This window comes from Bradyrhizobium sp. LjRoot220 (assembly GCF_964252915.1).
Taxonomy (GTDB): domain Bacteria; phylum Pseudomonadota; class Alphaproteobacteria; order Rhizobiales; family Xanthobacteraceae; genus Bradyrhizobium.
Window position 1 is genome coordinate 49,773 of the sequence record NZ_CAXUPS020000002.1, and the last position, 20,647, is coordinate 70,419.

A 20,647-nucleotide genomic window follows, 5' to 3' on the forward strand; every position below is an offset into this window, starting at 1 on the left:
ATTTTCACGTTCGAGCGGAGCCTCGCGCCATGCGCGTTATGATCATCAGTACCGACTATGGGCCGTTTCTGAAGAAGCTCTATGATCCGGGCAAGTCGTTCTTCGCAAGGCTGTTCGACCGGTCCGCTTCGTTGCGCGACGCGCCCTATGCCCGGCAGCTCAAGGAGCGTAACGATACGCTGTTTGCGGGCTCGGATTTCTATTCCAGGAATTTCCACGCACTTGGTCACGAGGCCTGGGAATTTCATGTCAACAATGGCGCGCTGCAGACGGCGTGGCTCCGCGAGAGAGGGCAGGAGGTAGGGCCGCGGCCGTCGACCCCGAGCCCGCTTCGCTCGCCGATCGAGCCCGGCAATGTCGACCTCGAGGAGATCATTGTCAGGCAGGCGCGCGAGATGGCTCCGGACGTCATCCTGAACCAGGCCGTCAGCGAAGTTGAGAGCCGGGTACTGCAGCGATTGCGGCCTTACTGCAAACTGATCGTCGGCCAGATCGCCTCGCCGTATCCCGAACACGAAACCTATTCGGCATACGATCTGATGATTTCCTCGCTGCCGAATTTCGTGAATTATTACCGCAAGCGGGGTCTTGCGGCTGAGCCAAATCTGCTGGGGTTCGAGCCCGGCGTACTCGATGAGGTGAAGGTCGCCGAACGCGACGTGCCCTTGTCTTTTGTCGGCAGCCTCACGTCCGATCATGGATCGCGGTACGACCTGATCAATCGGCTGGTCGCCGAGACGGACATCAAGATTTGGGGACGTCTGGTTTCCGTTTCGAACTGGTCGCCCATCATGAAGCGCTATCAGGGCGAGGCGTGGGGTCGCGACATGTTCCGCGTGCTCGGCCGCTCGAAAATTACCATCAACCAGCACATCGACATCGCCGAGAATTACGCCAACAACATGCGCCTGTTCGAGGCAACCGGCATGGGCGCCCTGCTGATCACCGACTGGAAAGACAACATCGCGGACCTGTTCGAGCCCGGCAAGGAAGTCGTCTGCTACCGGTCGCTCGACGAATGTCTCGAACTCATCAAGTATTACTCGCAGCATGAAGCCGAGCGCGCGGCGATCGCGGCCGCAGGCCAGCGCCGCACCCTGCAGTCGCATTCGTATGCCCAGGTCGTGGCGGACCAGGCGCGCATCTTCTCGCGCTACCTGGCTGCCAAAAGCGCCCCGGCGGCGCAGTAGCGAGGGGAAATCATGGATCGCCGTGGAATAGTCCTGGCAGGCGGCAGCGGCTCGCGCCTGTTCCCGATGACGGCTGCGGTCAGCAAGCAGTTGTTGCCGATCTATGACAAGCCGATGATCTACTACTCGCTCTCGACCTTGTTCCTGAGCGATATCAGGGAAATCCTCATCATCTCGACGCCGCGCGATCTGCCGCTGTTCCGCGAACTGCTCGGCGACGGGTCGACATTTGGTGTCCGGCTCGAATACGCCGTCCAGGACCGCCCGAACGGGCTGGCAGAGGCGTTCTTGATTGGCGAGCAGTTTCTCGGCGGAGCGCCCAGCGCGCTGGTATTGGGCGACAACGTGTTTTACGGCGAGGGGTTTTCCGACCATCTGATCAATGCGGGCAGCAGGAAAGCCGGCGCCACGATCTTCAGTTACCCGGTTCAGAACCCGCGCGATTTCGGCGTCGTTACCTTTGATCAGACCGGTCACGCGACCACGATCGAAGAGAAGCCGCAAAAGCCGCGTTCCAGTTCAGCGGTGGTGGGGCTTTATTTCTACGATGAACGCGCACCGCAATTTGCCCGTGAGTTGCGCCCGTCGGCTCGCGGCGAACTGGAAATCACTGATCTGAACCGTTGCTACCTCGACCTTCGGGATCTGTTCGTGGAGCAACTGGGCCGCGGATTTGCGTGGCTGGATACCGGGACTTGCGCGTCGATGCTCGATGCGACCAATTTTGTCGCGACCTTGCAGCGACGGCAGGGGCTGCGGATCGCCTGCCTGGAGGAGATCGCCTTCCGGAAAGGATGGATCACGAAAGCTCAGCTCATGGTCAGCGCCGATCGGTGCGGCAACAGTGAGTACGGCGCCTATCTGCGTGAACTTCCGCTTTTTGCGTGAGGCGAGGCGGCGCGCAACACGGGCGATCTGGCGCGATCGCAGCCATTGGGAGAATGAGACCAATGAACAGTCCTAATCTCGATACACCACTAAGCAGGATCAGCCGTGGCAAGGCCAAGCTCGTCGACGACGACCGTGGCGGCCTTGGCGTCATCGACACCGTCGATGTCGTGCCGTTTGCCCCGGTGCGGATGTTCTGGATCGCCGATGTCGCGCGTGGAACGATCCGAGGCGGGCACGCTCACAAGCTGTGCAGCCAGTTCCTTGTCTGTCTTCAAGGCCGGATCAAGGTCGATGCCTTCGATGGAACGCTCACGCAGCAGTTCGTCCTGGAACGCGGCGATTTTCTCAATCTCGTTCCCGGGATTTTTGCCACCGAGACATTTTTGGACGACGGCTGCGTCCTGTTGGCGCTGTGCGACCGGCCATACGAGGCAGAGGACTATATTGTCGACAGGGCGTCGCTGATGCCTGGATCAGGCCATTAGCTTGCGCGCCTCCGCGCGATAGCCGTGCGCGCAACGACGTCAGGTAGAAGATGCGAATAGCGATTGTCGATAATTATTACCGGCGGTTTCTGAAGCAGCACTATTCGGACCATCCGTCGCTGGCCTCCGAGAGCTATGAGCGGCAGAAAAAGTCGCTGATCGAAGCCCGGTTTGCGACGTCCGACTTCTACTCGAGGCATCTTGGCGATCTCGGTTGCGACGTCGTCGATCTCATTCCGAATTGCCGTGAGTTGCAGCTGGCGTGGCTCCGCGAGCATGGCATTCGGATGAATTCCCTGGCTTTCTCGGTGCCGCACCGATTTTACCGCGTGCCGGTGGCTGGAAGACTGCTGGCTGCGCTGCCCGGCTTTCTCGACACGGCGATGGCGCAGATCAGGTCGATCAAGCCGGACGTCTTGTTCTGCCACGATCTGACGTTCTTTCCGCCGGCCGCGCTCCGAGAACTCAAACGCGATGTAAAACTGGTCGTTGGGCAGATCGCGTCGCCGCTGCCGCCGACGGGATTTGTCAGCGGCTTCGACCTCATCCTGACATCGTTTCCGCATTTCGTGCCGCGACTGCGGGCGATCGGCGTGCGGGCCGAATACGTCAAGCTCGGGTTCGAGCCGAGTATTGCGGAAGCCTTCCGCGGTGTTGAGCGGGACATCCCGGTTTCATTCGTCGGCGGCATGGCGCCAAGCCACAAGCAGGCGATCCCGCTTCTGGAACACCTCGCGCGCCACACGCCGATCCGGTTCTTCGGCTACGGGGTCGACCAGCTTCCGGCGCTTTCGCCGATCAGGGAAAGATTCGAGGGCGAGGTGTGGGGGCTCGAAATGTACCGGGCCCTGGCCAGGAGCAAGATTGCGGTAAACAGGCACATCGCCGTGTCCGAGAACTACGCCAACAATATGAGGCTGTATGAAGCCACGGGGATGGGGGCGCTGCTGCTTACGGAACGGAAGGACAATCTTTCCGATCTGTTCGATCCTGGCCGCGAGATCGAAACCTACCGGGATCGTGATGAGGCGGTCGAGAAGATCAATGCGCTATTGCGCGACCATGAGCGGCTCGACCGCATTGCTGCGGCGGGCAATGCCCGCACGCTGCGCGAACATACCTTTAAGCAACGGATGCGCGAGATACTCGATATCCTGAACAAACACGTTCGGGCATGATCCGGCACTGGCGAGAATTATAGGACAAAGCTGCCGGCTTTCCGGATTGCCGTCAGATCGCCAGCCGGCGGAATTTGAGCCGCTCCATGTTGTCGGCGAACTGCTGGCGGCCGAGTTTGATCTGTTCAGCAAAATGCTGCAGCCGGATATCGCCCGCCTTGCGAAGCGAAGCGCGAACCTCCGGTGACCCGGTGCGAAGAATGGCGTCGGCAAGCGAGCGGGTGTTGTCGTAGTCGAACAGAACGGCGGCATCGCCCACGAAGCTCTCGAATTCCTCGGGATAGATGACGGGTGTGCCCACCGTCCAGGCTTCGAGCGGCGGCAAATTGGCCGGACCGAAATAGCTCGGCATCACCAGGGCGCTGGCGGCGCGATAAAGCGCGCCGAGTTCCGTCGAGTCGACGAAGCCGATGATGGATACCTGGTCCGCCAGATTGTAGTGCGCGACGAGGGTGTCGATCCGCCGTCCGGCGCCGCGATCGGATCCGCACAGCACCAGCTTGTGCGTCGAGCCTTCATCCCGCAGCAGCGCCACGGCAGCGAGCAGCGTGGAGTGATTTTTGTGGGACCAGAACTGGGCGGGGTAGAACAGGTAACCAGGCTGCAGGCCGTATTTCTCGAGCACCGCGGCGTCCGCCGTGCTGTCGTTGGTCAGCGATCGCGTGACGTAGGTCGAGGGTGAAAATGGAATGCAGATGGCGCGGTTGGGTTCCAGCGCATACCGGCGACCGAGATCTGCAATCAGCCCCGCGCTATTTGCGACGACGAGCACCGCCTTTGTGCTGGCGCTGCGAAACAGTATTTCGCGCCTTTCAAATTCGCCGAACTCGCGTACTTCGTCGAACTCGGGTGCATCGCGATGGCAGCCGTCGAATATCGTGATGATGAATGGCAGCTTGTAAAGCAACAGGTGCCAGATCGACGTGGTCGTGAAGTAGACGACATCGATGCCGTTTCGCATCAGCTGCTTTTCAAGCGGCACCCGGACCCGCAGGAAGCGCTGGAAAAGATCGAATGGTCCGAGATACTTCATGAACAGCGCAAGGCCATCGAGAAAGCCCGCCTTCAGAAAGCGGGCCCTGACGCCAAATTCCTGCAACAGCTCGATGCTGCGCGCATGCGGGGTAAATACCACGATCTCGGTCCCCGCCGACTTCGCCCAGTCGCGAAACCACAGCAGATCGTTGAGCGGCTGCTGAAATCCGCCTCCGACCTCGAGCGGCTGTTCAAGGATGACGCCAACACGAAGCGGCTTGTTGAGATCGAGGTCCTTGCGGCGGTCCGGCGCCCCGACGGGAATGCCGAACAGGCCGTTGCCGTTCCAGAACCGCAGGCTTTTGCGCATGCCGTCCACAACGAGGAAGGCGCGACCGGAGACGATGTCCAGCAGCTGAAAAACCCGGTCGCGGGTGGTTTGTATCTTGCTTCTGAGGTAGCGCCGGCCATCGACCGCTCCCGATCGTTGCAGCGGCTTGGCGTCGGAAGCGTCAAAGATCGGATCGATGTTTTTTTCGATGGCAAGCAGTTCATCGACATACGGCTTGTAGATATGATTGCTGGCGGTTTGCGAGAACGGCGCACGGTACCGGCGATGACTATTGAAGATGAACCAGCCCAGCGATTTCTTCAGGCCCTGGAAGTGGAAGAAGATCAGGGAATCCTTGCCGTCGATCAGAACCTTGTCGTCGCGGACGTCGATGCGGTGGTTGCCGATATTCCAGGGCGCCAGGTTCGCACCGACGTTCTCGATCACCTTGACCCGTGCAAACAGCCGGGAGAATGAATCGAGGTAACCCTGATCGGCAAATCGGCCGCCATCGACGTAGTCGTAGCACCAATCGATGCACTGTTCGCGCCACCATTTGACGACGGCGATACCGTCGGGATCGTTCCGCGCGCCCACCCATCCGACATTGTAAATGCCGAACTTGCGTAACCTTTGCAGCTTGTCGGTGTAGCGATGCGGAATAATTGCGACCGCGGCATCATTCAATTCGGCGAAGATCGTCGCCGGCGACTCGAAGAAATACAGGTCGCCGTCGAGATAGGTCACCCATTCCGCGGTCGTTTCACGTTCCAGCACGTAGAGCAGCCACGCCGGCGTGCACGTGAAATAGTATTCGATCGTACTGCGGCTCGAACGGGTTGCCGCAACCTGGAGGTCGGCGGCTTCGAAATCCGCCATCGGCACGGCTATCAAGTCTGGCAAGTCGAGCTTGACCAGAACCTGGTAGCAGGTGTTGCTCAGGCAAAGGACCCAGAGCCGCGAGCCCGGCGCGTGCCGCTGAAGCGAATGATAGAGCGCCAATCCGCGCGACAGGTAGTTGTGATCGAAGCAAGTACAGTAAACGCGATTTTCCATTGTGCCTGTCTTTGATCGGCCATGGGTGTCCGGCGCGAAAGGAAAGTTATCTGGACGCTGGTCCTGATCGGCAATTCCTATAGCACCGGCGGGATCGGTGCAACGTATGGTGCTTCGCAGTGCATACAGTCGCGGTACCGCGGCTCAACGGGGAATGATCGCAGTTAGCCGGTTGCGGATTTCGGCATTCCACAACGGCGCTGCGGCCAACGCAACGACCAAAAGCCAAAGCGTGCATTCGACCACGAGATGGATGAGTCCTGTTCCCGGGACGAACGCGCGCAGGCTGGTTCCGAGGAGCCAGCCGCCGGGCATGACGACCGCGACGATGGCGGTCAAGAGCGCTACGTGACGAAGCGGCTGTTTGAGGGTCTGCCGCATGATGCTGACGGTGAGAAATCCAAACTGGACGACCACGTCGCACGAGACGATCGCGAACGCGGCGCCGATTGGACCAAACATCGGGATCAGCAGAAACGACAGGACAAGAAAGGCGACGAGCTGCAAGGCCTTGGTCGATGCCAGGAGCTTTCCGCGGTCACTGTAGTTGGCGTAGCTCAAGGCCAGGATCGACGGCGCGGCGATGGCCGTGCCGATCAGCAGAGTTACTGTGAGCGATGCATCATAAGGAATCGACCCGTGGGTCCAGATCGCGAAAAAATCCGGCCAGAACGCCAGCAGCGCGGATACCACGACGCTCGCCAGCAAAGTCACCAGTGCTGATCCCCGCGCATAGAGGTTTTGCAACTGGTCTTTCAGGCCCATCGCATGGTCGTGGCCAAGCTCGGCGGCCAATGGCAGCGTGACTTGCATGCATATTGTGCGCAGCAGGCCCGCGACGACGCGCGTGAGGGCCCATTGGGCGACCGCTACGCGGTCAGACACGAAGGCGCTGACGAGCAGCACAGGTGCGTTCGTCAGCGCAAGTTCCGTCGCGCCTGATAAGGCGAATGGCATGGCCATCCGGAACTGGCCGATGATCCAGCGCCACGACGGTGTGACGCGTCTGCTAGCTAGTTCCGGAAACAGCCGTGGCGCATCAACCATGAGGATATAGATCGACCACAGCAGCACCGCGGTCACGTAAACCAGGGTCACGACAAGAAGATTTCCCGTGACAATGACGGCGGCCAGCTGGGCGAGTTGAGCCGCCAGCATGCCCCAACTCTGCAAATGTACCGCGCGTCCATAGTGACCGCGTGCCCGATAAAGCGCCGTCGCCAGATTGGACGGTACCGCCAGCAACATGCCCAGCGTCATGGTCGCGAACGCCAGGTCGAACTGGGATACCGCAGCAAAACCCAAACTCGCCGACGGCGTGAACAACCACATGGCGGCCATCAACAGGACGACCAGAGCTCCCGCCAGCACGAGATAGATCCGGAGCAGGGCTGCATAGAAGTGGGCTGTCCGGCCCTCGCAATCCGCACTGGAGCGAAGGGAGAGGAATCTATTGATCGCCCGCACGTGCAAGCCGCAATCAGCGACGAGAACGAGGTTTCCGGCGGCATAGATCGTGAGCCACGCCGCCAGAACGTCGCTGGTCCAGAAGTGCAGGAAGACGGGAATCAGCGCGACCTGCTGCGTAATCCCCAACAGCATTTGAAGGAAATTGGCCGACCAGCCCTCGAGAAGCCGTCGCGAACGGCTAAGGCCCGAAACAGTCACCGCGGACCTGACAACAGAGCGCGGGCCGCCGCCGGACCGAAATCCGTCGCCGGCGGGTTTCGTCGCCGCGTCCTGCTGGCCCTCGGGGTATCAGCCATTGCGGGTTTCCTCAGGGATACCTCAATCAGCACGGGTACGCTTGAACGCATGAAATTGCCGGAGCCATCTTGTCCTTGAATCGGACGCTACCATAGCAGCTGAATTTGCAGCGGGGAAACCCTCGAACGCGCCGATCGGCAGAACCCGCGCGTTGTGACGCGTTCGGTTTCCGTGATAGGACGGCGCGTCTTCCGGCGTCGGCTGCCTGCGGGCGCGCGAAGACCCCGAATGCAGTTCGTCCGAAAGTTCGTAGATCCCGATTCCGCGCGTCAATGCTTGTGAGAGAATAAATGCCGATCAATGTGTGGGACTATCTTCGGGAATACGATGAATTGCGTGACGAGATACTGGCCGCGGTGGATCGCGTGTTCCGTTCGGGTCGGCTGGTCCTGGGGCAGGAAGGCATCAAGTTCGAACGCGAAATGGCCGCCTATCTCGGCGTTGGCGACGGTGTCGGCGTGAACAGCGGAACGGACGCGATCTACATCGCGCTGGCGGCGTTGGGTGTGAAGGCCGGCGACGAAGTCATCACGGTGCCGAACACGGCTGTGCCGACAGTTTCCGCCATCCAGACGCTGGGCGCCATACCGGTCTTTGTCGACGTGCGGGATGACGATTTCCTGATGGACGTCGATCAGGTCGAAGCGGCGATCACGCCGCGCACCACAGTCATCATTCCGGTTCACCTGTACGGGCAGTGCGTCGATCTCGACCCATTGATGGCCGTCGCGCGAAAGCATGGCCTCAAGGTGATGGAAGACTGTGCGCAGTCGCTGGGTGCGCTCTACAAGAACCGTCCATCGGGCAGCATCGGCCACGCCGCATCGTTTTCGTTTTATCCCACCAAGGTGCTCGGCGCGTACGGCGACGGCGGCATATTGTTGAGTGACGATGCGGAGGTTGTCCGACTTGCCCGCAGCCTGCGTTTTTACGGCATGGAAACGCAGTATTATTCGGAGCGGCACGGCTACAATTCGCGGCTCGACGAGGTGCAAGCCGCGATACTTTCGCTGAAGCTGCCGCGTCTCGATGGCTGGATCGAGCGTCGCCGCGCCATCGCGGCGCGATACAACAAGGCGCTCGCGGGGAGCGGTCTGGCATTGCCGCGCGAGAATGCCCATAGCCGCCACAACTACTATGTTTACGTGGTCGAGCATGAGACGGACCGCGATGGCGTGCTGGAGCGGCTGGCCAAGCGGGACATTCATTGCAATGTCTCGTACCGCTGGCCGATCCACATCATGCGTGGAACTGCCGACCTTGGCTATCGCGAAGGCCAGTTCCCGGTGGCGGAGCGAAAGGCCAAGCGGGTGTTTTCGCTGCCGATGTATCCGCACCTGACGGATGAGGAAGTCGAAACCGTGATCGATGTGTTGAAGGACGTCGTCTGAACATCCAGCGCATTCTGGCAGCCGGCGATCAGGAGTTCGGCCTCTTGGCGAACAGGTAAGTCTGCGTCGCCGAACGATGGCCTGTCACGTCGGAAACGTCGTAGGGAATGCTCGGCCATTCGCGTTCGAGCCGCAATCCGGCGTCAAGGCACAGTGACATCAGTTCCTGCTTGCCGAAGATGATCTCGACGACGGGCGAGCCATAGGCGTATTTGCTCAGGAAGGTCGTTTGGTGATCGTCAAACACCGGCACGGTGTGAAAAATACAATAGCCGCCCGCGACCCGCGCGGCTTCGCGAATGGCGGCCGGATAATCCAGAATATGCATCAGCGATACGCCGTTGAAGACGATGTCGAACGCGGAATCCGCGTACGGCAATCTGGTTGCGTCGGCTACGCCGAAGGCTGCTGAGGGATACATCGTGCGGGCTCGCGCGATCATCGCGGCCGAGTAATCAATGCCGGTATAGGCGACGCGATCGGCCAGCAGGGTCGCGAACACTTCCGAATAATAGCCGCTGCCGCAGCCAACCTCGAGCAGGCGGGGGCGCACAATGGCGGTCGCCGCGACGGCTTCCGCCGCTACCTCGAAATCGAGCCGCGGTTCTCCGCGCTTCATCGCCGCGATCAGGCCGCGATAGGCGCGTTCCTGCCGCAGCACCGTACGGGCGGCAAGCCATCCGTCCGATGAAATCGATGCTTGATGCGCCTCTTCGATGCTGGCGAGCACGCGATAGTCGGTGGACGCCAGGATATGACGGCGCAGGATTGGCGAGGCCTTGACGACGCGCTTGCCGGCCAGCCTGATGATGCCGGGGAGCTTCATCGGTTTGCCCGCGGCCCATCGGCGAGACCAAGGATTTCAGCCGCGCGATGACGGTACGTGTGCTGCGCCAGCGTTCTGGCCTGACCGGCCCGTGCAATCTCCGCTCGGCCGCTATGGTTGCGCAGGCAGCTCTCGATGACGTCAAGACATTCGTCGATTGAGCGCCACACGGCGACCTCGCGGTCCGGCGCAAACAGCGTGTCCAGGTTTTCCTTGAAGTCGGTCAGTAAGAAGGCGCCGACGCCGGTCGCCTCGAACAGGCGCATGTTGCCGGCTTCCCGGTTGGCAAAGTCGATATGCGAATTGAGCGTGATGCGCGAGCGCCGCAGCGTTTGATACATCTCTACGCCCCACACCTCGCCCTGGAAGCAGCGGTGCAGCGGCGAGGAGGCGGCAACCGATCGCGGAAGATTGCCCCACAATTTGAGGTCATATCTCTCGGCGACGGCTTCCAGCAGCGCAATCCGCTGCCGATGATCGGTGGACACAGTGCCGACGAAGGAAACATCGACGTCCGGTTCAGGCGCCTGCGGCAGTGCGCCGAGAATCGATGGTTCGAATGCCAGGTGATTGAGTTCGGACCGGACGCCGAGCTTGCGAAAGGCGTTTACGGTGGTCGGTAATTGCGAGATCATCAGATCGTAGACGGTCCAGTCCTCGCCGCGCGACGGCTCGATCCCGACCTGGCCAATCAGAACGGGATTGCCGATTGCCCGGACCCGCCGCATGAAGCTGGTGTCGATATAAAACGTATCCTGATTGAGCACCAGGTCAGGCCGGAAGTCTTCGATCTGCGCGAGCAGAATCTTCTCGGTCCGACCGTCAAGCTTCGGGCTCAGTCCGATCTTGCGCGCGAGCGGCCTTAGCATCGGCTTGAACGGTGTCGCGATGCGCTGCACCCATCCCGGAAGAGCGCGGCGCTCGGCATTTGCTGCCGCCGGCGCCTCGAACGCCATGCCGTGCTCGCGGGCCCATGCGGTTTGAAGCCAGGTATTGTTGACGTGGATTTCTGCGGCGACATGGCCGAGCGCCGCAAAATTCCGCGAATAGAAATCGGCGACGCCGAACAGGCTGGCATTTCGTGCCGCCATCTGCGCGGCATAGGAAGCACTCTCCAGTCCGCCGTGGCGGCCGTAGAACCAAGCCAGGAAGCGCGGATAATCCGCGTTGAGGACGAGAATGCGCATGGTGGTTCTAGACCGCGATCCTGAAGCCGTAATTCTTCTCGATCCATGCCTGGTAGGCGCCGCTGGTCACATCGCGCCACCATGTCTCCTGGTCGAGGTACCAATTCACGGTCTGCTCCAGCCCCGCTTCAAATCCGATGCTGCACCGGCTGCCGAGTTCGCGGGCCAGCTTGCCGGCATCGATCGCATAGCGGTGATCATGTCCCGGTCGGTCCGTGACGAAGCTGATCAGCGAGCGGCAGGAATTTCCGGAGGCTGCCGGGCACGACGGAAAGCGCGACGCCAATTTCGGGTCGATGGCAAACGCGCGGTCGAGCGTGTCGCAGATCAGGCCGACGACGTCGCGGTTGTTCCGCTCGTTGCCGCCGCCGATATTGTAGGTCTCTCCGATACGGCCGCGTTCGATCACCGCCATCAGCGCGTCGCAGTGATCGGACACGTGCAGCCAGTCGCGGATATTGGAGCCGTCGCCATAGATCGGCAACGGCTTTCCTTCCAGCGCATGAATGACCATCAGCGGGATCAGCTTCTCGGGATGCTGGTACGATCCGTAATTGTTCGAGCAATTGGTGATCAGCGCCGGCATGCCGTAGGTCACGACGAAGCTGCGCACCAGATGATCGCTCGCCGCCTTGCTCGCGGCGTACGGTGAATTGGGACGATACGGCGATGTCTCCGAGAAGGCGGGATCGGCAAGTCCGAGCGAGCCGTAAACCTCGTCGGTCGACACGTGCAAGAATCGGGCGTCATCCATCGTGCCGGCGGACCGCCAGCTGTCCAGCGCCGTCTGGAGCAGTGCAAAGGTGCCGAGCACATTGGTCTGCAGGAAGGCCTCGGGATCGGCGATCGATCGATCGACGTGAGACTCGGCGGCAAGATGCGCGACCCGCGTGAACTGATGTTCGTCAAACAGACGTCGCACCAGCGCGGCGTCACCGATGTCACCCTTGACGAAGGTGATGCTGCGGTCGGCGATCAAGGGATCCAGGCTGCGAAGGTTGGCTGCATAGGTCACGGCATCCAGCACGACGATCCGGTCCGCCGGTCGCGCGGCCCGCCACGCATGCACCAGGTTTTGCCCGATGAACCCCGCGCCGCCGCTGATCAGAATATTACGCATCGGAACCTTTGCATGGCCTGGCGCCTGCACGTTGCCGGAGGAGCCGAGCGTCTTCGTTCGACGGATTTTCACTGGGCGGGTTTTCACTGGAAGTGCCGAGAACAACTGGCAGCGACGCAAGCTTTCCAGCACTTGGCCTGAAATGCCGTTTTTACCCTGATCGATTGATAGTTAGTCCAATTTCGATCGTCAATAGCGCTGCAAATCGCTGGTTCTTCCAGGACTAGGCAACTCTGACAGGCGGGCGGGGCGTGATGTACCACAGGAGAAACAGGATGGCCGCGCCGTGGGTCACGAGGGCCGTCGTCAAGGGCACGTTGAGCAGGACCAGCGCGAGCACACAACTGGATATCAGCACGAATCGGGACGGCAGGCCGGCGGAGGCGCGGTTTCCGAGCGCGATGACGAGCCCGCAGATCAAGGCTGAAAACGGCGCCAGCCAGGGTCCAACCGATGCGATGCCTTCGGTTGCAAACAGCGACGCATTGAAATGCCCCAACCCGTAGGTCCGCTGCATCACGATGGACAGCGGCTCGTGATACGGGCACGTGACAAAGGCCTTGGCGAGCAATATCTGGCAAAAATATGTGAGATCGTGGTTGGCAAAGAAATCATTGTAGATGTCCATGGCGATGGACGGAATCGCAACCACACGCAGGTTGAACAGATGGGCGAACGGGTAGGCGTGCTGCGAAAAAAGCGCCATCAGCACCAGACCCGCGAGGAGCGGCAGTGACAGCGACAGGATCGCAGCGGTCCTCGCCCCCGACCATCTGGACAGCGCGGCGATGGCAACAAGCCATAACGGCGCGAATAACACGAGCTTGCTGAGCGTAATGGGATAGAACAGCAACAGCAGTACGAGCGTGGCTGCTGCGCGCCACCAGGCGTCACGCGCCAGAAAACAGGCGAATGCGAATGGCAACAGCACCGTGGAAGCTATTCCGATCGCGTACTTCAGGAGCGTCGGAATCTTGAGTTCGTCGCGGTAATTGTAGATTTCTCCAATGCCCACCACCCTGAAACTGTAAATTGCGCTGAACGCGATTGTCGCAACCGCCAGCAGCAGGATCAGCATCAATAGCCGCTCAAAGGCTTTTTCGCTCATCGTGAAAGGCCGAAGCGGCGAGGAGATGAGGAGCGCGGGCAGTAAGAATGCGATCGCCGATGCGGCGGCGGAGATTTCCGCCAGAAGGTGATTGTACTTCAGATCGGAGAAAGTGCTGAGCCAGAGAAAGCCAAGGATCATCGTATAAAAATAGAGCCCGATGAAGTAACCGAAGCTGAACTCGGAAAAAACAAACAGCAGGGATATCGCCGAGAATGCCGCGACCACGATGACGGCGTGTAGCCACAACCGTTCGTCATAAAACAGATGAAATGTGTGATATGGCGCCAGGTAGACCAGCGATATGCAGCAAAGGATCGTGTGAATGGCAAGCAGAACGGACAACTTCAGCCAGACTTGAATCTTGGGGCTGCCGGCCATCCAGGTTTTCATGATTCGATTGGATCTTGTCGGGTCCATCACCCGGTTCGGCTATTCACTAGCTCACTGCCCTGTCAGACACAACTTGGGGCGGTTCCTGTGGCTAGATCCTCACTGGCCTGACGGCGGCGCGCGGCAGTGAGTCGACTGCTTCAGCGCCTGCTTGCGCGAGGTGCCTGTCAAAGCGACCGGCACTGACTCCGGCCCATCCGAGGCGGGGTCGTCGGCGCCCGACTGACTTGATTTGCAAGGGCTTTTCTTAATATAGGTATCTTGGCGCATAGGGGCGCGCCGTCCGTGGCCATGGCGCTCAGTTAAGGCTTTTTCGATGGTTAGATTTGGCTTGCTCGGATGCGGGCGCATTGCCAAGCGTCACTCCGAGTTGTTGGGCGGCGGTCACATCGACCAGGCCAGTCTCGTCGCTGTCTGCGATCCCATTCGGGGCCGCGCGGATGCGATCGCGTCGAAGTTCGGTATTCCCGCACATTACGATATCGACGACTTTCTGGCGCGAAAGGACATCGACGCGGTTGCGGTGCTGACACCCAGCGGGATGCACCCTCAGCATGCCATCGCCTGCGCGAAGGCCGGCAAACACGTCGTGGTCGAGAAGCCGATGGCACTTCGGCTGGGGGATGCCGACGACATGATGCGCGCCTGCGACGAGGCCGGCGTCAAACTTTTCGTGGTCAAGCAGAACCGCTTCAACGTTCCCGTGGTGAAGGCCCGCGAGGCGCTGGACGCGGGCCGGTTTGGACGTCTCATTCTCGGCACCGTGCGGGTGCGCTGGTGCCGCGATCAGGCCTATTACGATCAGGACGCCTGGCGCGGCACCTGGGCCTATGACGGCGGCGTACTGACCAATCAGGCCAGCCATCACGTCGACATGCTGGAGTGGTTCTTCGGCGATGTCGTCAGCGTTCATGCCCGCGGGATCACCGCGCTGGCAAAGATCGAGACCGAGGACACCGCGGTCGCGACGCTCAAGTTCCGCAACGGCGCGCTCGGGATCATCGAGGCGACCACCGCGGTGCGGCCGACCGACCTCGAAGGTTCGCTCTCGATCCTGGGCGAGAAGGGAACCGTCGAGATCGCAGGCTTCGCGGTCAACCAGATCCGGCACTGGCGCTTCGTCGACGAGCTTGCCTCGGATCGGGACGTGATCGAAAAGTTTTCGGTCAATCCGCCGAACGTCTACGGCTTCGGTCATCAGGCCTACTACCAGCACGTGGTCAATTGCCTGGTGAACCAGCACGCGGCGCTGGTCGACGGTATCGAGGGCCGCAAGAGCCTGGAACTGATCTCGGCGCTGTATGAATCGATCGAGACCGGCGCCGAAGTGCCGCTTCGTTTTACGCCGCGCCTCGGCCGGCTCGGGGTCGCTTCGTGAACCGGCCGGAGGTACATCAGGCCGGTCTGCGTGACGTCGATTTCGGCGTCCGGGTCAGGATCGTGGAGCCGTGCAATCTCTATGGCTGCAAGCTCGGCGACGATTGCTTTGTCGGGCCTTTCACCGAGATCCAGAACGGCGTCGTCGTCGGCGCACGCACGCGCGTGCAGTCTCACGCCTTCATCTGCGAACTGGTGACGATTGGCGAAGACTGCTTCGTCGGCCACGGCGTGATGTTCGTCAACGACACGTTTTCGACCGGCGGCCCGGCCCACGGCAACAAGGACCTGTGGCGAAAGACCGTCATTGGCAATCGCGTCTCGATCGGCTCCAACGCCACCATCATGCCGGTCAACATCGTCGATGACGTCGTGATCGGCGCGGGCTCGGTGGTCACCAAGGACATCACGATTGCCGGAACCTATGCCGGCAATCCGGCGCGCCGGCTCCTGACCGGCAAATAGGAGCACGATCGATGCCGGTGCCCTTTGCGGATCTGCAACTGCAGTACCAGACCATCAAAAGCGAGATCGATGGCGCGATCGCGGCCGTGATCCGCGACAACGCCTTCATCCGCGGTTCCTACGTCGATGCCTTCGAGCGGGAATTTGCCGCCGCCGTGGACGTCAAGCATTGCGTGTCCTGCGCCAACGGCACCGATGCGCTGTATCTGGCGATGGCCGCACTGAAGGTGAAACCGGGTGACGAGGTCATCACCACGGCGCATTCGTGGATCAGCACGTCGGCGATGATCAGCCACGCCGGCGCAACGGTCGTGTTCTGCGATACCGACGGCGCCACGTTCACGATCGATCCGGCGGCGATCGAGGCGGCGATCACGCCGCGCACCGTCGGCATCATCCCGGTGCACCTCTATGGGCAGCCAGCGGACATGGACGCGGTCATGGCGATCGCACGCAAGCACAAGCTTTGGGTGATCGAGGATTGCGCGCAGGCGCATCTGGCGCGCTATAAAGGGCGGCAGATCGGAACGTTCGGCGCGGCCGCGACCTACTCGTTCTATCCAGGCAAGAATCTCGGCGCGATGGGCGATGCTGGGGCGGTCGTCACGAGCGACGATGCGCTGGCCGAACACATGACCATGCTGGCGCGCCATGGTGGCCTGGTGAAGCACCAGCACCGCATCGAAGGCATCAACAGCCGGCTCGACGGCATGCAAGCGGCGATCCTGTCGGCCAAACTGCCGCATCTGCAAAACTGGACGGAGGCCCGCCAGAACGCTGCCGGTGTCTACGATGCCGGCCTCAACCAGATCGAGGATGTCGTCGTGCCGCAGGTCGCGCCGGACCGCAGCCACGTCTATCACCTCTATACGATCAAGCATCCACGCCGCGACGCGCTGGCGGCGCATTTGAACGCCAACGGGGTGCAGACCGCGATCAACTATCCGACCGCGCTGCCGTTCCTTGCCGCCTATCAGCGGTTCGGTCATCGTCCCGAGCAATTTCCGAACGCCTTTGCCGATCAGGGCAAGATCCTGTCGCTGCCGATGTTCGCCGAGATCACGCGCCAGCAGCAGGCCGAGGTCATCGATCTCGTCCGCAAGTTCTAGACCGAAATAAAGTGGTGCCGCGCGAGGGCCGCTGTTTCTCAGGTCTGGGATGCACCCCAGCAACGCTAGATCTTGTGTTTTGGGATGGGTGCGAGGCCCAATCCTTTCTTTGCATGGGGTTGTTTTCGCAATTTTTGGTGCCGGCCCAGCGCTGCATCGCGTCCGAGGCCGCAAATGCATCGTTCCGAGGCGAGGCGATTCAGCGCCTGGCCATGACGCCCTAGCGCTCGTCCGCGATCACCTTGCCGTCGTTCGGCAGCGCGCCGGCTTCAACCAGTTCGACGTTGCCGCCGAGTTTTGTCACCGCGCGCAGCGTGGCGGCGAGTTCGGACTGGGCGGCCTCGCTGGGGGAGGAGGTCTCCGCCTTCAGCGTCATCAGATCGCTTTCGCCCGATCGCGTCACGACGAGGCGCAGCCGCCCCAATTCAGGGTGGCGCTTGCCGATCTCCGCGATCTGCTCCGGGCGCACGAACATGCCCTTGACCTTGGTGGTCTGGTCGGCGCGGCCCATCCAGCCCTTGATGCGCATGTTGGTGCGCCCGCAGGCGCTGGTCCCCGGCAGCACCGCGGTGAGATCGCCGAGCGCAAGCCGGATCCAGGGGTGGTGCGGGTCGAGCGAGGTGACGACAATCTCGCCGACGTCGCCGGGCGCAACGGGATCGCCGGTGCCGGGCCGCACGATTTCGAAGATCAGGTCCTCGTTCACGACCATGCCGTCATGGGCCGCCGTCTCGAAGGCAATGATGCCGAGGTCGGCGGTGCCGAACCCCTGGTAGGCATCGACGCCGCGCGCCTTGACTTCGTCCTGCAGCGATTTCGGAAAGGCCGCGCCCGAGACCAGCGCGCGCTTGATCGAGGAGACGTCGCGGCCGGCGCTGGCGGCGGCATCGAGCAGGATTTTGAGGAAGTCCGGCGTGCCGCTGTAGCCGACCGGGCGATAGGCCTCGATCAGTTCGAACTGCGCGTCCGTATTGCCGGGCCCGGCCGGGATGACCGCACAGCCCAGCGCCCGCGCCGAGGCGTCGAAAATGAAGCCGCCGGGCGTCAGATGATAGCTGAAGGTATTGAGCACGACGTCACCGGGCCGGAAGCCAGCCGCAAACAGCGCCCGCGCACCGCGCCAGGGGTCGGCATCAATGGCCTCAGGCTCGAAGATCGGCCCCGGGGAGGTGAACAGCCGTCCGAACGACCCCAGGGGCCCCTCCACGAGCCCGCCGAAGGGCGGTGCGGCCTTGTGCAGGGCAGGGAGTTCGGACTTGCGCAGCACCGGCAGGTGCGCCAGCGCAGCCCGGCTCGTCACGGAAGCCGGGTCGACGCCCTTCAGGCGTTCGGCATAGGCCGGCGCTGCCATCGCCCGGCGCAGCACGTCCGGCAGGCGCGAGAACAATTCCGCCTCACGCTGGATCGGCTCACGCGTTTCAAGGGCGTCGTAGTGGTCGGTCATGGCGTTCACAGCCAGCGCTTTCGTCGCTTGAAGCTTTTCAGGTTCTTGAAGCTCTTGCGCTGGTCGCCGGCGCCGCCGAGGTAGAACTCCTTCACATCCTCGTTGTCGCGCAATTCGTCGGCGGAGCCGTCGAGCACCACCTTGCCCTGTTCCATGATGTAGCCGTGGCTCGCGACCGAGAGGGCTGCCCGTGCGTTCTGCTCGACCAAGAGGATGGTGACGCCGAGATCGCGGTTGATTTCCTTGATGATGGCGAACACTTCCTTGACCAGCAGCGGCGACAGCCCCATCGAGGGCTCGTCCATCAGGATCATCTTCGGTCGCGCCATCAGCGCGCGGCCGATCGCCAGCATCTGCTGTTCGCCGCCGGAGAGGTAACCGGCCAGTCCCGTGCGCTCCTTCAGGCGCGGGAAATACCGGAAGACCATGTCGATGTCGGCGCCGACCTGATTGTCGGTGCGGGTAAAGGCGCCGAGCTTGAGGTTTTCCACCGACGTCATGTCCGAGATGATGCGGCGGCCCTCCATCACCTGGAAGATGCCGCGGCGGACGATCTTGTCGGGATCGATGCCGTTGATGCGCTCGCCGTCGAACACGATCTCGCCGCGGGTGACCTCGCCGTCCTCGGTCTTGAGCAGGCCGGAGATCGCCTTTAGCGTCGTCGACTTGCCGGCGCCATTGGCGCCGAGCAGCGCCACGATCGCCCCCCTGGGCACTTCGAGGCTCAATCCGCGCAACACCAGGATGACGTTGTCGTACACCACTTCGATGTTGCGCACGTCGAGCAGCGGCGTGTCGGTTTGCGCCGCCGCCGGTGCGCGATCAATCTGAGTTGCTTCTGTCATGCCGTGATCCCAGCGTCTTCAATAGACCGGCCGTTTCGTACCACCCGCCGCTGTCATCACCCGCGAAAGCGGGTGATCCAGTATTCCAGAGGCGCCTGCGATCTACCGGGGCGCCGCGGCGTACTGGATCCCCGCTCCAGTGCGCAATCGCGCACAAGGCGGGGATGACAGCTGAGGACGTTTAGACAGCCGGGCTTACCAGCCCAGCCATTCGGCCTTGCGCGGCAGGTCGATGACTTTCACCTTGTCGAGCTTGATCGCGCCGTTCTTGACGAGGTCGCTCAGCGGCGCGTCGGTCGCACCGGCGACCTTCATGCGATACAGATCGACCTTGAGCGTGCCGCGGTGATCCTTGTCGGTGAAGGTCGACGGATTGCAGACGCCTTCCATGCCGGCGGGCACCCAATCCTTCTTCTGGTAGAACCCCTTCTTGACGTTCTCGCCGGTGGCGCCACCGTTCTTGGCGGCCCATTCGACGGCTTCCTTCATGTACATCGCGGTGCAGACGCCGGCGAGGTAGTGAACCGGACGGTAGGCCGTGCCGGCTGCATCGGACATCTTGGAGATATCCATCACCGTCTTCATGCCGGGGGCGCTGCCGCCCCATGCCACGGCGGTGCGCAGCGGAAACACCACGCCGTCGGCGGCGGCGCCGGCGGCCTTGGCGGCGTTCTCGTCCATGCCCCAGACGTTGCCGAGGAACTGGACGTCGACCCCTGCGGCCTTGCAGGCGTTCAGCACCGAGATGTTCGAGCCCGCGGTGTTGCCGAGATAAGCGTAGTTGGCGCCGGAGCTCTTCAGGCTCAGGCACTGCGCGCTGTAGTCACCCGGCGTCAACGCGAACACGATCGGCGGCAGCAGCTCGAAGCCGAGTTCCGTCGCGATGGCTTCGCCCGCGGCCTTCGGCGCGTTCGGGTATGGATGGTTGGCACCCATATGGACGAATTTCGGCTTGCCCGGCTTGCCCTTGGCCTTCCAGTCTTCGGCAGCCCAGGTCAGCATGCCGCGAACGGCGTCCGAATAGCTCGGGCCATAGAAGAAATTGTAGGGCGCGGGCTTGGCCTTGCCGCCGGCGCCGGTCGGGTCCGAAAGGGCTGCCGCGTAGGACGCCGAGATGTCGGGAATCTTATCCTCGGCGAGGAAGCCGGTGAGGGCTTCGGTATCGGCGGTGCCCCATCCGAGAATGGCGGACACCTTGTCGGAACCCGACCATTTCTTGTACTGGGCGATCGCGCGCGGCACCTGATAGCCGTAGTCGACGGTATCGACCTTGACCTGGGTGCCGTTGATGCCGCCGTTCTTGTTGATCCATGCATAGGTGTCGGCGACGCCCTGTCCAAATGACGTTCCGACGTCTGACGTGGGTCCCGAATAGTCGGCAAGATGGCCCAGCGAGATCGGCGCTTGCGCGCTGGCTGAAGTCGCGCCGAGCAGAAGCGCAAGCGAAGCGGTGCTCAATAGACTCTTCGTCGTCATCGTATTTCCTCCGGTCTTTTGCTGAGGTCTTTT

Annotated in this window: 17 protein-coding genes; 8 read left to right on the forward strand and 9 right to left on the reverse strand. The window is 61.8% G+C overall.

All coding sequences use genetic code 11. The features are described from left to right. The first annotated feature begins 29 nt into the window (after positions 1 to 29). The 4 genes from ACSQ84_RS08555 to ACSQ84_RS08570 all read left to right on the forward strand — a co-directional run bounded on the left by ACSQ84_RS08555 (position 30) and on the right by ACSQ84_RS08570 (position 3,744). Entirely contained in the window at positions 30 to 1,190 is a 1,161-nt protein-coding gene (locus tag ACSQ84_RS08555; RefSeq protein WP_436211236.1) for a glycosyltransferase family protein, read from the forward strand. 12 nt (positions 1,191 to 1,202) lie between these two features. Next, the gene (rfbA, locus tag ACSQ84_RS08560; protein ID WP_436211237.1) at positions 1,203 to 2,078 is read left to right on the forward strand and encodes a glucose-1-phosphate thymidylyltransferase RfbA; all 876 of its coding nucleotides are present in this window, start codon (positions 1,203 to 1,205) and stop codon (positions 2,076 to 2,078) included. Positions 2,079 to 2,140: 62 nt separating this feature from the next. After that, the gene (locus tag ACSQ84_RS08565; protein WP_436211238.1) at positions 2,141 to 2,566 is read left to right on the forward strand and encodes a sugar 3,4-ketoisomerase; all 426 of its coding nucleotides are present in this window, start codon (positions 2,141 to 2,143) and stop codon (positions 2,564 to 2,566) included. Positions 2,567 to 2,616: 50 nt separating this feature from the next. Then, the gene (locus ACSQ84_RS08570; RefSeq protein ID WP_436211239.1) at positions 2,617 to 3,744 is read left to right on the forward strand and encodes a CgeB family protein; all 1,128 of its coding nucleotides are present in this window, start codon (positions 2,617 to 2,619) and stop codon (positions 3,742 to 3,744) included. 52 nt (positions 3,745 to 3,796) lie between these two features. On the opposite strand, the gene ACSQ84_RS08575 is transcribed toward ACSQ84_RS08570, so the two are convergent. After that, positions 3,797 to 6,106, reverse strand: a complete 2,310-nt coding sequence (locus tag ACSQ84_RS08575; protein ID WP_436211240.1) for a glycosyltransferase — start codon at positions 6,104 to 6,106, stop codon at positions 3,797 to 3,799. A 144-nt stretch (positions 6,107 to 6,250) separates the two neighbouring features. After that, a complete protein-coding gene (locus ACSQ84_RS08580; RefSeq protein ID WP_436211241.1) occupies positions 6,251 to 7,573 on the reverse strand; it encodes a hypothetical protein in 1,323 nt (440 codons plus the stop codon). A 590-nt stretch (positions 7,574 to 8,163) separates the two neighbouring features. Between ACSQ84_RS08580 and ACSQ84_RS08585 the strand changes: the two genes are divergently transcribed. Further along, a complete protein-coding gene (locus ACSQ84_RS08585; RefSeq protein WP_436211242.1) occupies positions 8,164 to 9,264 on the forward strand; it encodes a DegT/DnrJ/EryC1/StrS family aminotransferase in 1,101 nt (366 codons plus the stop codon). Positions 9,265 to 9,292: 28 nt separating this feature from the next. Here the strand turns inward: ACSQ84_RS08585 and ACSQ84_RS08590 are convergent, their stop codons facing one another. The 4 genes from ACSQ84_RS08590 to ACSQ84_RS08605 form a co-directional block, all read right to left on the reverse strand. After that, positions 9,293 to 10,090, reverse strand: coding sequence for a class I SAM-dependent methyltransferase (locus tag ACSQ84_RS08590; RefSeq protein ID WP_436211243.1), 798 nt, complete (start codon positions 10,088 to 10,090; stop codon positions 9,293 to 9,295). Continuing rightward, a complete protein-coding gene (locus ACSQ84_RS08595; protein ID WP_436211244.1) occupies positions 10,087 to 11,277 on the reverse strand; it encodes a CgeB family protein in 1,191 nt (396 codons plus the stop codon). Before ACSQ84_RS08595 ends, ACSQ84_RS08590 begins: the two co-directional genes overlap by 4 nt. 7 nt (positions 11,278 to 11,284) lie before the next feature. Continuing rightward, positions 11,285 to 12,397 (reverse strand): dTDP-glucose 4,6-dehydratase, encoded by a 1,113-nt coding sequence (gene rfbB / locus ACSQ84_RS08600; RefSeq protein WP_436211245.1) that lies wholly within the window; start codon positions 12,395 to 12,397, stop codon positions 11,285 to 11,287. 223 nt (positions 12,398 to 12,620) lie between these two features. Further along, positions 12,621 to 13,886 carry a hypothetical protein gene (locus ACSQ84_RS08605; RefSeq protein WP_436211246.1) on the reverse strand — a complete coding sequence of 422 codons (1,266 nt, stop codon included), beginning with the start codon at positions 13,884 to 13,886 and terminating at the stop codon, positions 12,621 to 12,623. A gap of 328 nt (positions 13,887 to 14,214) precedes the next feature. Here ACSQ84_RS08605 and ACSQ84_RS08610 point away from each other — a divergent pair, with 328 nt between their 5' ends. Genes ACSQ84_RS08610 through ACSQ84_RS08620 form a run of 3 tightly spaced genes read left to right on the forward strand, consistent with a single transcriptional unit; the run spans position 14,215 to position 16,849 of the window. Beyond that, the gene (locus tag ACSQ84_RS08610; RefSeq protein WP_436211247.1) at positions 14,215 to 15,276 is read left to right on the forward strand and encodes a Gfo/Idh/MocA family protein; all 1,062 of its coding nucleotides are present in this window, start codon (positions 14,215 to 14,217) and stop codon (positions 15,274 to 15,276) included. After that, positions 15,273 to 15,740 carry an acyltransferase gene (locus ACSQ84_RS08615; RefSeq protein ID WP_436211248.1) on the forward strand — a complete coding sequence of 156 codons (468 nt, stop codon included), beginning with the start codon at positions 15,273 to 15,275 and terminating at the stop codon, positions 15,738 to 15,740. The genes ACSQ84_RS08610 and ACSQ84_RS08615 overlap by 4 nt, the downstream gene beginning before the upstream one ends. A gap of 11 nt (positions 15,741 to 15,751) precedes the next feature. Then, positions 15,752 to 16,849, forward strand: a complete 1,098-nt coding sequence (locus tag ACSQ84_RS08620; RefSeq protein WP_436211249.1) for a DegT/DnrJ/EryC1/StrS family aminotransferase — start codon at positions 15,752 to 15,754, stop codon at positions 16,847 to 16,849. A gap of 220 nt (positions 16,850 to 17,069) precedes the next feature. Here the strand turns inward: ACSQ84_RS08620 and ACSQ84_RS08625 are convergent, their stop codons facing one another. From ACSQ84_RS08625 to ACSQ84_RS08635, 3 genes are all read right to left on the reverse strand, one after another. Further along, positions 17,070 to 18,293 carry a phenylacetate--CoA ligase family protein gene (locus ACSQ84_RS08625; protein ID WP_436211250.1) on the reverse strand — a complete coding sequence of 408 codons (1,224 nt, stop codon included), beginning with the start codon at positions 18,291 to 18,293 and terminating at the stop codon, positions 17,070 to 17,072. A 5-nt stretch (positions 18,294 to 18,298) separates the two neighbouring features. Next, positions 18,299 to 19,138: an ABC transporter ATP-binding protein gene (locus ACSQ84_RS08630; protein WP_436211251.1), complete on the reverse strand. Its 840-nt coding sequence runs from the start codon at positions 19,136 to 19,138 to the stop codon at positions 18,299 to 18,301. A 195-nt stretch (positions 19,139 to 19,333) separates the two neighbouring features. Further along, entirely contained in the window at positions 19,334 to 20,614 is a 1,281-nt protein-coding gene (locus tag ACSQ84_RS08635; protein WP_436211252.1) for an ABC transporter substrate-binding protein, read from the reverse strand. Between the last annotated feature and the right edge of the window lie 33 nt (positions 20,615 to 20,647).